Here is a 13,542-nt window from a genome sequence, read left to right as displayed (position 1 = left end):
TCAGGTTTTTTCTGTCCTCTCCGTTATCGTGTAAATGATTAGTTCATCTCAAATAGACATTTTATAAAGACGTGCGTGAACGTACCCAGTTCCAGAGATCTTCACGCTTCATCTCTGCTAATTGCAGCATGTCCACATATGGATCTCCCTGTAGCCCAAGTACAGAAGCGAAGGCAGGCTCCGTCTTCCACCCGGCCCGTTTCAGTCTGCGAATCTCACGGTGTCCGGCGTCTCCCCACAGTTGTAACAATTTCCACTCCACGAGCATATGTAGGTATGCATTCTGTCTATTGATCGGCACGGATTGGGCAAAAATCTCCACAGGCCAATGTCCCACCTGCAGATTACAAGTCACATAAGGACGTTGGTCTGGAAGATCCCCACCACGAACACATTGAAACTCAGCAACGGCTCCGATCCGATTGTGTATCTCGGCTTCAAAAGCATCCAGATCCTCTGCATAACACAGCAGATCCAGATCGCTGCCCGGAATATCAATATCAATGGGTACCGTTCCCGCCGGATATGGGTGGTAGTCAGCTAATATATCGATCAGTCCACTGCTCTGTAACACGCGGTATGCATCCTGTTGACGTTCATTACCCGTAGCCAGATGTTCTATAACCTCTGCGGTAGTACTCATCTCTCCGCCTTGGACCACAGTTAGTTCGAGCCTCCTGTAATGACCTGTTTCACACGTCCCACTTGGCCGCTCGTCAGTCTTACTTTGATTCCATGTGGATGTGTAGGTGACTTAGTTAATAGATCCTTCACAATGCCACGTGTCAGCTTACCTGTAGCCTGATCCTGCTTCAGCACAATGTCCACTTCCAGACCTGGCTTAATATTTACACGTTGTTGTCCATTCATTATGTTCACTCTCCTCTATGTCGAAATTCATACCATGTATACGATTTAACCCTTAATCACAAAGCTCAAAGCTCCATCTATTGTAGACGTTTTGGTTTCAAAACAAAAGGGATACGGGCAACAACCTCATACTTTCTGGTTCCATGTTTTATATAAGACCAGGATAAAGAACCGCAGGTCTCTTCATACTGAGACCTGCGGCTTTTAATTGGATTGCCATGTTTTAGGGCTGTACGTGCTTCAAAATAGACGAAGGCGTAGTTCCGTCCTTCGTAGCTTCGCGCGCCTTTACAGCAAGCAGCTCGGACACTGTTACGAACCGATATCCCTGCTTTTGCAGCTTCGGCAGGATCGTTTTGAGTGCTGCTACCGTATGGGACTTGCCTTCTACCTTATCGTGAAAAAGTACAATATCCCCATTACGTACGTTGTTCAGCACCTTGTTAACGATGGCCAATACACCTGGAGAAGCCCAGTCTCGTGTATCCTGATGCCAGGACCAGAGTACAATGGTATACCCTTTTTGTTTGGCAGCCTGAATGACCATGTCATTGTAATAGCCGCCTGGTGGTCTGAACAACAAGGGACGCTCCGCGCCCGCTTCAATAATGGTACTTTCCGCTGCGTTCATATCTTTCATGTACTTGTCCGCAGCTGTTGATCGAACTGCATACGTATGAGCATACGTATGATTGGCAATTTCATGCCCTTCGAGCTGTTCCTGCCTAATCAGTTCAGGAAATTTCTCTGCCCATTTGCCAAGTACAAAAAAGGTTCCTTTGGCTTGATATTGCTGAAGCAACGCCAAAATCTGCGGGGTCTGAATCGGATCCGGTCCATCATCAAAGGTCAGGGCGATGAGTTTATCCTGTGTGGGAACCTCCCACACGATCTCTCCTCGTTCCTCATAATACTGACGGTTCTTCTGAACAGGCTTCGCATAGGCAGAACTGCTACCCAGCAAGATAATTAGCGTGAACAATCCGATCAATCGGGCTGCCTTCAGGTTCATGTTGTGTCCTCACTTTGTCTTCATATGTAAACTCCCTGTTAGCATTTCCCGATTCACCCGAACTAATTAACGAAAGATCTGGTCCACAACGGCAATTTCCTCAACGGTTAGCTCTACATTCAATGTCAATGCATCAATGGAAGGCTGAGTCAGGTACCAGGCCAGAACCAGATGAGCGACCTCAACATCCTTGGATTGTGCGATACTGCGCAACTGCTCCACTTTATCCAGAATTTTGAATGAACGGTTGCAGGCGGTTCAACGCTTTATCTACAGCTGTTTTCAGGAAAGCAGGTGAATCATCCATGACGATCTTCACTGATCGAATAAGTACAATTTGGTCGTGACGTCTTTCTTGCCACATTAGGTATTTTTCAACGCGGTCGCTTCCACGTCGTTGATAAACCGGCGCAGCTTGGCAGCCACATCACGGGTGATTTCGCCGTTTTCATACAGTTGCTGAACCGTATTGCGCTGTTCCTGAATGGCCACCATCTGCAACTCCAGTTTTTCCTGATTAAACGGATCTTCCGTTTTACCCTGGTTCCAGGTGCGCAATTTCGCAATAACTCGCTCATACTTGGCAATGACCGACAGTGTAACGACTCGATTACCATCATTCATATGGGAACGAATGGCCTTAATTGCTGCTTCTGAGGTGCGCAGCTTCACCTGACGGAACAGTTCTGCATTTTCAAGCATGAAGGGTTGACTCGGCTTCGGGGAACGATTGGTGAAGAGATGTCCTAACACACGCCCGATCTCGCTGATCGAAGTCATGAACTGAGTGTTTGTGCGATTCGCCAGCATCATTTCCTTGCGATCGAGCCAGCTGTCACATTTGAATGCAGCATCGGAAGCAATTGCATTTTCGTCCAGCATCGCTTCAATTTCTTTACGCTCCGCACGGGTGGCAATCAGATTGATGGCCGTTTCTTGTTTTTGAATGTCTTTACGTTTACCTGCGGTAAGCTGACCTGCGGCCTGCCTGATGTATTTGGACAGATCTGAGACGACCGCCAGTGCTGCGGCTCTGTTCTCATCGTTCATTTCGGATTTGACGGCTCGTATTGCCGCGTTCAGCATAATATCATGTGCTTTCCGTTCTGACTTCTGCGGTGTTTCTTCTGTGGATTTACCATCATCCTTGGCCAGAACGGGAAGAAACACGCTCGCGGCAATTAGGGAGAAGAGAATCACTCCTGCCGCCAGGAAAATGATCAGATCCCTTTCAGGGAAAGGCGATCCATCCTGAAGCACGTAGGGAATGGAGAAGGCACCTGCCAGCGTCACAGCCCCCCGCACCCCAGAGAGGGAAATGATCGTAATATCCTTGAACCGCGGTCTGCCAATGGGAGATTTGGTCCGCAGCAATTCATTGCCCTGCCAAAACAGATAGACCCACAGAAAGCGCAGAATCAGCAGAAGCAGGGAGATTAGCCCCACATACCCCAAGACTTGCAAGTTATTAATTGAAACATTCTCAAAAATGGTACTCAGCACATCCGGGACCTGTACACCCAGAATCACGAACACCAGACCATTTAGTATAAATATAATGACTGACCATGTGCTTGCAGATACCACCTGCATTTTCAACTGAACCGATTCAGCGCGGTCACGCTCAATGGCGTGAATGATCCCACCTGCAACGACCGCCAAAATGCCCGACACCCCAATCTCTTCACTCACCAGATAGATGATAAATGGAGTCAGGATTTGCAGCAGCATATGAATCGTCACATCTTCCATGCCCAGTCTACGAATCCACACCCCAAGCCTGATTAACAGAAACGATAACAATGCACCGACGAGAAGTCCGCCAATTGCAATCAGAATAAAACTGAAGGTTGCCTGCGCCAGGGAAAATACACCTGTAACCGTGGCTGCAATGGCGAATTTGAAGGCCACCAGGCCGGATGCATCATTCATCAATGCTTCACCCTCAAGAAGCCTATGTATGCCTTTCGGAAGATGTACCCGGCCTGCCATGGCGCCAACGGCCACTGCATCTGTCGGGGACAATATGGCTGCAAGAGCAAAAGCAGCAGGTAACGGGATCGAAGGAATCAACCAATGAATGGCATACCCCGCCACGACTACTGTCACGAATACAAGTCCTAGTGCAAGCAAAAGTATCGGTGCACGCAGATTCCATAATTCATTCCTTGGTGTTCGCTTACCATCGTTGTATAACAAAGGTGCGATGAAGAGCACAAAAAACAATTCCGGGTTCAAGGGCAGGTGAACACCTGCGGGAAGCAAAGCTATGGCTACACCAAGCACGATTTGAATAAGCGGAATGGGAATAAAGGGTACAAACCGGTTTAAAATATTGGATAAACCGATCAGGACCAGTAACACAAGTACGGCAATAAATATCTCCATGATGACATCCCTTTCCGCTATAGAAGTGGTGAAACCTTTGTTGTATAGGTTTATTTTAACATAATCCAGACTTTGTTATAAAAATGTTGTCATATTCATATACCCATTCAACTGGTCTCAGACCAGTCTATATAAGTTGGAACTATTCATTTACACGTTAACGGAGAGGACAAAGCGTTCGCCTAAAAGCTTTCTGAAAGAAAGCTGCATCGGAAGCATACGCTATCCCCGGATTTTCCCCTTTGGAAAAGGGAATCAAAAAATCTGGGGATAACAGCGATTGGAAGGTTATTCTGTCATCGTAGTGTCAGTGTAAATAATCTTTAGTTCAACTTATATAGATTGAAGATTTCTGATGGATTCTGTATATAAGATGTTACAATATGCTTAGGACAATACCCGGTTGGAAAGGAACTTGCATCTATGGCATTTGGAATTAAACGACAGGAGCTTGCTGCGTGGAAGGAACAAGTAGCTCGTGGTGAGATTGCCTACCTCACTCATTTCTGGATCGACAATCGATTTCCCGGTATCACCAGCGTCACCAAAGTCGGCTGCGCAGATCTGGAGCGTCTGGACCGCTGGTGTAACGATCATGGACTGGACCCGCGATACATTCATCGGCGGCAGCCATTTCCCCACTTCGACCTAATGGGCAGCAAGCAAAAGGAGATCTTGATCCAGGAAGGTATGACCGATCATGTGGTTCGCTTTCATATGTAAACCAACTCAAAAACGCCAGTCTTCAAGGTTCATCCCCCCGCAACTAGGGACGAACTCATGAGGACTGACGTCTTTAAGTGATCAAGTCATATATGGACTACCGATGAATCTGCTCAAATGACTTCATGTTCTCCAACAGTTTCAACTCAATTTTCTTCAGCATACCGAACATCTGCTGTTGCTCTTCCTCGGAAAGTGCTTGCAACAATTCCCACGTCATTCGGCCGCGATTCGCATTAAGTGTCTTGGCAAGCTGTGTTCCCTCATCTGTTAAGGACAGCCACACAATTCTTCGATCTTCTTCACTGCGCACACGCTGGATCAACCCTTCTGTTTCCAGTTGATTCAGTACAATGGTGGTTGCGCCGGAAGACAAACTGAGTTGTCTGGCCACATCAACCGCCATGCAGCGTTTTTCGCGTAAAATCATGCTCAATATATGACTTTTTGTCGGATTCAGTTTGCAGTTGGTTTCGGTCTTCTGCTGCTGATCCAATACTTTATTTTTATATCTGAAGAAGGCCTCCAACAATTGATCTACATTTGCCAATTGAGAGTTTCGCTCCGTATCCGGGCTCATAAACGTTCCTCCTGCCTTTCATCATAACCTGCCTTTTATTGTAACATATTTACACTATTTTGTTTGTGAAATATACGCTTGTATTGGACACCCTTTATTTGACGGAAAGACCTGTGTTTTATTATGGCATACATCTATTGCTTTCTTGCGATGGGTTTGATTATAATAATCTATATCTTTGAGTTACTTTTAGTTACTTAATGATTTTAATAAATTTGTTGTTATAAAGTAAATGAAGCGTCATCATTATAATTCAAGGGACTTATGCACATGAATCAGAATATTCAATCTCAACTTAAAACAGATGTTTGCATCGTCGGTGCGGGTCCTGGCGGTGCTTTGCTTTCTTATCTACTGAATCAAAAAGAAATCTCCACGATTCTCATCGAGCGGCAACCCCACCTGCACAAGTCGTTTCGCGGAGAGCTGCTCAATGTGGACGGCGAAGCGATTTTGAATAAATATGGCCTCTATTCGCTCATTCAGGAAAGAGGAGCCCTGCTCTTGGAACAGATTCAGTATTGGGAAGATGGGCAGATTATTCATACCGTTTCGCCAGGAAATGGAGAATCTCATGTTGGTATTCATGTACCTCAAGATCATCTCCTGGAAGCCATCGTATCGCATGCTCGGCAGCCCAATTCTAATGAACAAGTGCTGTTTAATACCATCATGACTGGCTTTCTACGAGACAAAAACGGCCAGACCGTTGGTATTAACATTCGCCAGAACGGCGTTCCTGCTTCCATCGAATCATCTGTTATTGTCGGTGCAGATGGCAGATACTCTGCTGTACGCAAACATTCCGGCTTGACCCCCGAGATTCGCAAGCACGGGTATGACCTGTTATGGGCACGTATTCCGGCACCTTCAGGATGGGAACCGGCTGTTCGGATGGCAAGCATGGATGGACAACAGCTCGCATTGTTCTCACAATTCGGCGGTTATGTTCAGATTGGCTGGAACATCCCTGAGGGGGCATATGCCAAGTTGCGCGAGCAACCGATTGCTCCTTTTGTAGATAAACTTGTATCTGCCTTTCCTTGTCTGGCTGATTCTGTGGCTGCCCACATTCAGAGCTGGAGTGATTTTGTTCTATTATCTGTCGAAAGCAGCTATTGTCAATCATGGACAAAGGACAATGTTGTGCTCATCGGTGATGCCGCCCATACCATGACACCAACTGGTGCGTTTGGACTTAATGCGGCGCTGGAAGATGCGGACGCACTCTCGGATCTGCTTATTCGGATGGCCGCAGATCAATTCCAATCCACTGAACTGCTTCAGGAACTTCAGACGATTCGCGGAGCAAAGGTACAGCAGCAACTTGCACGGCAAGTAGCGATGGAGTCCTCTTTCCAGCAGCGCTATGAATCCTTTCTCTAAACCCAGTTAATTCTGGTATCTGCCAAAATGCCCAAAACAGCCGATCACTTCCTCATGGAGAAGAATCGGCTGTTCTACTTTATTGGTTATCTATTTTATGTAATCCGTATCCTTATTCATCTTCGTTTGCGTGGAGCAAATGAGTCTTCTCGGGATGCCCCTTCTTGTTCAGTATCAACGTCCTTCGGATAGGACGACATGCCTTCTTTTTCATATATCGCTTTCTCCAGATTACTTAGGCGGCGCAGTACTTGTTTGCTTTTACGAACAATATATACAATACCAATAATCAGCAGGATCAACATCAAAGTGAATATAATCACCTCGGGGAAAAAGACAAATGACATGAATCCACCTCCTTTTGAAAACGATTTCTTTCTATCATTCTAACCCGAATGTCCCAAGATGTGAACCCTGACTGGAAGTTATCGTTGATGAAATAGGGGAAAAAGTCTGCTCCGGCGACATTGTCTCACCTAGTCCAAAAGCAAAAAAAAGGCGGCATCCCTGATCAGGAGTACCACCTCGATTAAGAATCGAAGTCTTTATCTCATCCTTCTCTGCCGTTCATTGCACTGACCCGAAGTTCAGTCAGAGGCAGAGACGACTGCTCCGGATGACGAAGTCTTACCGTCCGGCTCTCACCGGGGAGCAGATCGAAATAGTTATCACTGAATCGGACACGTCCAAGGGGAAGCTCCAGCTTCACCAATCGTGCAATTGCACCACTGGCCGTAACCGTTACAGACTGCTCCTCTTCGTTCACATGCACGCTCAATTGAGACTTCGGCAATGTCACATTCTTCGGATCACGCAAGAAGTATCGATTGCTCGGTGCCGCAAACCCTTCGGATACCAACTCAACCATGACTTCCTCCGCACGTCTACCCTGTAGCACCTCTACTTCATTTAATTCGGCAATACACAGCGAGGATTGGGATATCACTTCAACAGCATGTGTGCTGGAATAGATCTTCCCTCCATGCAATTCATAGACATTGAGTCGAAGCTCGCCTTTCAAGACGTCCTGAGTATCATTCACGACCCACAACGCAAGTGGCTCACCCGATTCATGCTCCAATGACAACAGGACAGGATGAAAGAATATTTTCCCGTAATAAAAGGATGCCTTCGGCAGCAGTTCATAGTCGATCATGGACCAGCTTGTTCCTGGCCAACTATCGTTCAATTGCCACACAAGCGCTCCGCTGTTACGGTGATTGATGCGCCGGAAATGTTCAATTCCATATCGCAACCCTTCTGCTTGAGTGAGCATGGAGTAGTTCATATACTCTTCTATATCTTGCGGAATGCCTGTATAACCCTCCATTAGCAGAATACCTTTTTGATGATTGGTATCCTTGTTACGGTAGGCCATCTCCGGACCGCCCCAGTAAAACTGACCTGCGGGCATATTTTTCTCCAGCGTGTAGCGATTGGCCGAGGCGTGCATACCGAATTCACTGCTGAACAGCGCATGATCCTTTTTATAATTTTTGAACGTTACACCTTCAATACTGTAGTCCAGCAGCGGTGGCTCTCCGTGTTTCCTTGGATAGACAGAGCCGTGCCATACCTGCCAGTTGTGGCGATCCCCCACATCCGGGTCATTCGCATCCTGACCATTGCTGTCCCCGAACGGCGAAGAAGGCCAGTACGGACGAGACAGATCCAAGCGCTCCAGCACTTCAGGGATCAGCTCATGATAGATCAGTTCGCCGTAGAACGGACTGGTAATATCTCCACTTGCCGACTTCATATCATAGAGCCAATCTATTTCATTATTGCCACACCAGAGGGCAAGCGAGGCACGATTGCGTAGGCGCAGTACATTGTTTTCTACCTCTTGCCGTACGTTGTCCATGAAATCACGATTGAAATCCGGGAACAATGCATTCGCGAATGCAAAATCCTGCCACACCAACACCCCTTGCCGATCACACTCATCGTAGAAGACATCTTTCTCATATATACCACCGGCCCAGACGCGCAGCATGTTCATATGCCCTTCCACCGACAGCTCGACAAGCTCACGATATCGGGAGTTCGGGATGGCGCCGATCAGATGATCAGCCGGAATCCAGTTGGCTCCCTTGGCGTAGATCTTGACTCCGTTCAGGATAAAAGCAAATGCATCCTCCCCCCGTTCATTGTGAAGAGCCAGTTCAATCGTTCGTATCCCATAAGGTTCGCTATAACGATCCACCTCAACGCCATCTGCGTACAATGTAACCTCCAGTGTGTACAGATAAGGGTCACCCAGATCATGAGTCCACCATAACTGAGGTGAGGTAACGTTCAATGTGATATTTGCTTTACCACCTTCTACAGGCAGTTCAGTGGCATCTGCTACCTCGTTTCCGCTTCGATCCAGCAGACGAACATGACAGGACATAACCACAGCTTGCTCCCGTTTCTGCCTGTTACGGAAAGACAAGACGGACTTCACATCCGCCTTGACATGCAAGACAGCCAGCTCTGTACTCACTGATTCCGTTCGAGCATACACACTTTCTAGCTTGGCAATGGTTCGTTTTTCCAGCCGCACTGCACCCCAGATGCCTACCGTAACCATGCGTGGACCCCAATCCCAGCCAAAGTTCATTGCCGCCTTGCGTAACCACGGCCGTTCCTTCGTATACGAGGACCAGTCGAAGGTTTCTTTGTCCCGGTGATGCAGGTGAAGCGGGTCGAACTTGACAGCAATCGCATTCCAGCCGTTACGCACCAGAGATGTGACATTAAACGTATGTGACATGAGCATATTGGCCGTTTTTCCAACTTCATGGCCGTTGACGTAGACCGTTGCAAACGTATCCAATCCTTCGAACACCAGTTCAAAATGCTCCTCCGTCTCTGCATCTCTCACGAGATTGAAGGTTGTACGGTACCACCATTCCTTTTGCTCAATCCAGCGACTTTTGGCATCATTATGTCCGTAATAGGGTGGATCAATGATACTACGCTCAACCAGTGCAGCGTGTACATCTCCGGGTACTTCAGCCCCAATCCAGAAGCGATCATCCAGTGCAGCAGCTGCCACATCCATTGCCCGCTTCTCCCCAACTTCAAAATGCTGTATCTTCCATTGTCCTGATAAATCCTGATTTGAACTAAGGTTCTTCATTATTACGCCCTCGCTCCCCAAGACCCCTGAGTTATGCCGCATCGAAAACGTTTGCAGAAATACAAAACATGCTTCGTAATCTGCTCGCTTCTAACTTCCGGAGGGCTTGAATGACATTGCCTCCTCGCGATATTCACTCGGGGTCTTGCCCGTATGTTTTTTGAACAACCTGCTAAAATATTTCACGTCTTCATAGCCACTGATGGCAGCGACTTCACTGACCTTCGCTGGAGACACCGCCAGCATATCCATTGCTCTTCGTATACGCGTGTCGATGACAAAATCACCGAAAGTCACACCCATTTCTTTTTTAAACAACTCACTGAGGTGGCCCGGATGCAAATGAACATGTCCAGCTACCTGCTGCAGATTAATATCCTGAGCCAATGAAGACTCAATATAACCTATCGCTTTTTGCACATGTGCAGCCTGCCCCTGACCCATGCGACTATGATAGGCATGCATCACACCATACAGATGATGGAACAGCATATCCCCAAGTTCCACAGCATCTGCATCCGGTTCCGGCAACCAGGGTTCCAGCCTTGCGGATTCTTCACGTCCTATAGCTCGCATCGTACGAGTCAGCCAGCGATGACCTGCAATAACGGCAGATTGAAGACAGGCACCGAACGATTCTGGTGTGACTTCCGGTTCTGCTATCAGATTGGCCACAAGTTCTCGTGTCCATGTCGTTAACGTGACCGAATCATTATCCAGCAGCAATGTGCCGAGTACGGTCTCCTCTTCTTGCGTAAGTACGGTTTTGCCACCTTGACGGTCCTGAATGTGCTTATAATGCCATATTTTATAATCAATCAAACTCCGATATCGGAATGCCGCTGAAGCGGTTCTATAGCTCTCGTGCAGATCTGCAGATCTATGAACTGGCAGACCTATTGCTGCACGCAAGGTGCACTTCAATAATTGTTTCACCCGACATAATGCACTCTCCAGCCTGAATGCATATTCCTGTTCCACCAGCGGCCATGAGACAACACAGACAATTAGCTGCTTCTCTACATGCGCAATGGCTCCTGGCAGCAGATCCTCCAGTGTGTTTTGCACCGCAAATCGTAATAGTGCATCCGAGGAACGATCCCAGCCCTCTGCTCGAAGAACCATGACTTGTCTGAGAATCTGTTCATCATTCAAACCATCGACCGCTTCCTTCTGTACACCAGACTGCAAGAACGATGGACAAGGACCAGAAGAGATATCACCATCAATAATCCATCCGGCAAACAACCGCTCCCGATTCTCCCGCATGAGTTGTCCTTCTCTGGACTTCTCTGCCCAACGTTCTGTTATTCGCTGTTTGGCCTGTAACACGGTCTTGATAATCTCTTCCGGCTTGCTTGTTTTGAGCAAATAATCGGTAACACCTTGGCGAATCGCCTGCTGTGCATAAGAAAAGTCATCGTATCCGGATAAAATAATAACCTCCAGCTCAGGTAGCAATCGCAGTCCCTCTTCTGCCAGTTCCAGACCCGATCTGCCTGTCATCCGAATATCCGTCATCAGAATATGTGGACGTTCCTCCGCCATGCGCATTAACGCCTCCTCTGCCGAGGCAGCAGGTTGAAGTAATTCAATCCCAAGTTCATGCCAAGCGATCACACTGGCAAGTCCTGTACGAATAATGACTTCATCATCAACAATTAATAGTCTCATGGCGCTCCCTCCAGGATTGGAATGGAAAACGAAATGCGGGTACCACCACCGACCCTGCTATCCACTTCGAGCTGTGCTTCCGGTCCATAATGAAGCAGCAGTCTCTCGTTCACATTACAGAGCCCATAACCGCCTTGGGTTAGTTGCTTTTCCGTCTGTTTTCCCGTCTGAACAATGCTTATCCTTAATTGCTCCAGCTTGCTCGGCTCCATGCCGACACCATCATCCAGCACCAACACATTCATCTGTTCATTCTCTGGATCCTTGCGAATCATAATGGTGATGGTTCCTATGGCCGCTTTGGGCTGAATCCCGTGAATCATGGCATTCTCGACAAGCGGTTGCAGGAGCAACTTCAGCATCATAAGCTGCTCTAATGCCGGATCTACGATATAATGCAAGATAAATTGATCCGGGAAACGAATCGACTGCACACGCACATAATGACGAATATGAGCAATCTCCTGTTCCACAGGGCAGTAATCCTGACCATTGTTCAAGCTGATACGCAGAAAATCACTCAAGCCCTCCACCATATCCGCGATCCTCTTCTCTTCAGACATTAAGGCAATCCAGTGAATCGAAGAGAGCGTGTTATAGAGAAAGTGCGGGTTAATCTGCGCCTGAAGCACTCGAAGATCCGCTTCTTTTTTGCGGGCTTCACCACGAATAACCTCTTCCTTCAACAACTGAATATGTGCACCGAGCAGATTGTAACTCTCCCCAAGCCTGCCGATCTCGTCATCACTTTCAGACCGAAACAAAGGAAGCGGGCGTTCGGGATCAATTCGAGACAGATGCCGGGTAAGTACACGAAGCGGCCTCGTCACACGCTGCACGGTAAACCAGACCAATCCAGCACTAATCGCAGCAGACATCGCAACGGCACACCCGGTTAGAATAAGGATATACCGATTCTCCGACTTGTACTGGTCATAAGGAACCGTTCCAACCAACGTCCAACCGGTCAGTTCTTCCGGATAATAGAGCAATGTCCGTTTATCCTCACCACTGCCATATGTGGTTGTTCCGTTACCGCCACCCTGAATTAACGTTGTGACTCCTGGTTCGACCTGCTCCAGCTTAAGTCCAAGCCGGGATTTGTCCATGGAAGACAAGATCTCTCCCGAACTGCCGATGAGTTCCAGTCTGCCTTGCCCTCTGCCTAATCCCAGAGCAGCCCATCCCTGGGATATGGCCTTCTCATCCAGACTGATTGCCAGCCAGCCGATGGGTCGATAATCATGAATACTGCGGATCGGTCGAACCAATGTGATCACATTTTGTATACCCGCATAATTCTGAACTGGGTATACCCCCGTCCATTTTTTTACCGCTTCTCCGCTCGGTACAGGAGGATAAGATAAGCTTGAATTGTTGGATTCATACCAGGTAGCCGTAGACAATGTGGCATCGAAGCGGCTTGGATATATGGCGATATTCGCAATATATTTTTTGGAAGCCGCCAGATTGGTCATCCTGCCCAGGATATCCACCCGGTCTAGCTCATGATCTTCATTGTGGCTAAGATACTGCTGGATGTCCCGTTCTCCAATCAGGAAAATGGACAGGTTCTCGGCATCCTGCAGCATATAACGAAGATTTGCTTCGACCTGTTTCAGCGTATCCATGCCGGACAGCTTTGTTTTTTGCTCTGTGATGCGGGAAGAGATCAGAAAGGCGAACAGGCCCAAGGCCAGCAAAGGCACAATCATTGAAGCCGTCACAACGACGGATAGCTTCCTTTGTAACGAAGATGTGAGCCAGCGTGCCAAACGTTTC

At 47.7% G+C, this 13,542-nt stretch carries 11 protein-coding genes and 1 pseudogene; 2 read left to right on the top strand and 10 right to left on the bottom strand.

Annotated elements, in window-relative coordinates; all coding sequences use genetic code 11:
• Positions 1-61: 61 nt before the first annotated feature.
• The 5 genes and pseudogenes from M1D71_RS09800 to M1D71_RS09780 form a co-directional block, all read right to left on the bottom strand.
• Positions 62-661 carry a DUF4269 domain-containing protein gene (locus M1D71_RS09800; protein WP_458126279.1) on the bottom strand — a complete coding sequence of 200 codons (600 nt, stop codon included), beginning with the start codon at positions 659-661 and terminating at the stop codon, positions 62-64.
• 2 nt (positions 662-663) lie between these two features.
• A complete protein-coding gene (locus tag M1D71_RS09795) occupies positions 664-870 on the bottom strand; it encodes a YwbE family protein (RefSeq protein WP_026081155.1) in 207 nt (68 codons plus the stop codon).
• A gap of 223 nt (positions 871-1,093) precedes the next feature.
• On the bottom strand, positions 1,094-1,882 hold the full coding sequence (locus M1D71_RS09790) for a polysaccharide deacetylase family protein (RefSeq protein WP_458126278.1): 789 nt from the start codon (positions 1,880-1,882) through the stop codon (positions 1,094-1,096).
• A 66-nt stretch (positions 1,883-1,948) separates the two neighbouring features.
• Positions 1,949-2,113: pseudogene (locus M1D71_RS09785) on the bottom strand (aldo/keto reductase); the annotation flags it as partial.
• A 132-nt stretch (positions 2,114-2,245) separates the two neighbouring features.
• On the bottom strand, positions 2,246-4,270 hold the full coding sequence (locus M1D71_RS09780; RefSeq protein ID WP_458126277.1) for a Na+/H+ antiporter: 2,025 nt from the start codon (positions 4,268-4,270) through the stop codon (positions 2,246-2,248).
• A 423-nt stretch (positions 4,271-4,693) separates the two neighbouring features.
• On the opposite strand from M1D71_RS09780, the gene M1D71_RS09775 reads away from it, so the two are divergent.
• Positions 4,694-4,993, top strand: a complete 300-nt coding sequence (locus tag M1D71_RS09775) for a hypothetical protein (RefSeq protein ID WP_458126276.1) — start codon at positions 4,694-4,696, stop codon at positions 4,991-4,993.
• A 97-nt stretch (positions 4,994-5,090) separates the two neighbouring features.
• Here the strand turns inward: M1D71_RS09775 and M1D71_RS09770 are convergent, their stop codons facing one another.
• Positions 5,091-5,573 carry a MarR family winged helix-turn-helix transcriptional regulator gene (locus tag M1D71_RS09770; RefSeq protein ID WP_458126275.1) on the bottom strand — a complete coding sequence of 161 codons (483 nt, stop codon included), beginning with the start codon at positions 5,571-5,573 and terminating at the stop codon, positions 5,091-5,093.
• Positions 5,574-5,843: 270 nt separating this feature from the next.
• On the opposite strand from M1D71_RS09770, the gene M1D71_RS09765 reads away from it, so the two are divergent.
• A complete protein-coding gene (locus tag M1D71_RS09765; protein ID WP_458126274.1) occupies positions 5,844-6,959 on the top strand; it encodes an FAD-dependent monooxygenase in 1,116 nt (371 codons plus the stop codon).
• A gap of 116 nt (positions 6,960-7,075) precedes the next feature.
• Here the strand turns inward: M1D71_RS09765 and M1D71_RS09760 are convergent, their stop codons facing one another.
• The 4 genes from M1D71_RS09760 to M1D71_RS09745 all read right to left on the bottom strand — a co-directional run bounded on the left by M1D71_RS09760 (position 7,076) and on the right by M1D71_RS09745 (position 13,535).
• Positions 7,076-7,306, bottom strand: coding sequence for a hypothetical protein (locus M1D71_RS09760; RefSeq protein ID WP_458126273.1), 231 nt, complete (start codon positions 7,304-7,306; stop codon positions 7,076-7,078).
• A gap of 203 nt (positions 7,307-7,509) precedes the next feature.
• The gene (locus M1D71_RS09755; RefSeq protein ID WP_458126272.1) at positions 7,510-10,086 is read right to left on the bottom strand and encodes a beta-mannosidase; all 2,577 of its coding nucleotides are present in this window, start codon (positions 10,084-10,086) and stop codon (positions 7,510-7,512) included.
• Between the two features lie 90 nt (positions 10,087-10,176).
• Positions 10,177-11,760 (bottom strand): helix-turn-helix domain-containing protein, encoded by a 1,584-nt coding sequence (locus M1D71_RS09750; protein WP_458126271.1) that lies wholly within the window; start codon positions 11,758-11,760, stop codon positions 10,177-10,179.
• Positions 11,757-13,535 (bottom strand): cache domain-containing sensor histidine kinase, encoded by a 1,779-nt coding sequence (locus M1D71_RS09745; RefSeq protein WP_458126270.1) that lies wholly within the window; start codon positions 13,533-13,535, stop codon positions 11,757-11,759. The genes M1D71_RS09750 and M1D71_RS09745 overlap by 4 nt, the downstream gene beginning before the upstream one ends.
• Positions 13,536-13,542 lie beyond the last annotated feature (7 nt).

The organism is Paenibacillus sp. Z3-2 (assembly GCF_054161325.1).
This window is presented reverse-complemented; position numbering and strand designations above follow the sequence as displayed.

What these genes read in the sequence shown, in the direction of transcription:
- M1D71_RS09795 (WP_026081155.1), bottom strand. Translation starts at nt 870, where the DNA reads ATGAATGGACAACAACGTGTAAATATTAAGCCAGGTCTGGAAGTGGAC.
- M1D71_RS09790 (WP_458126278.1), bottom strand. Translation starts at nt 1,882, where the DNA reads ATGAACCTGAAGGCAGCCCGATTGATCGGATTGTTCACGCTAATTATC.
- M1D71_RS09780 (WP_458126277.1), bottom strand. Translation starts at nt 4,270, where the DNA reads ATGGAGATATTTATTGCCGTACTTGTGTTACTGGTCCTGATCGGTTTA.
- M1D71_RS09775 (WP_458126276.1), top strand. Translation starts at nt 4,694, where the DNA reads ATGGCATTTGGAATTAAACGACAGGAGCTTGCTGCGTGGAAGGAACAA.
- M1D71_RS09770 (WP_458126275.1), bottom strand. Translation starts at nt 5,573, where the DNA reads ATGAGCCCGGATACGGAGCGAAACTCTCAATTGGCAAATGTAGATCAA.
- M1D71_RS09765 (WP_458126274.1), top strand. Translation starts at nt 5,844, where the DNA reads ATGAATCAGAATATTCAATCTCAACTTAAAACAGATGTTTGCATCGTC.
- M1D71_RS09760 (WP_458126273.1), bottom strand. Translation starts at nt 7,306, where the DNA reads ATGTCATTTGTCTTTTTCCCCGAGGTGATTATATTCACTTTGATGTTG.
- M1D71_RS09755 (WP_458126272.1), bottom strand. Translation starts at nt 10,086, where the DNA reads ATGAAGAACCTTAGTTCAAATCAGGATTTATCAGGACAATGGAAGATA.
- M1D71_RS09750 (WP_458126271.1), bottom strand. Translation starts at nt 11,760, where the DNA reads ATGAGACTATTAATTGTTGATGATGAAGTCATTATTCGTACAGGACTT.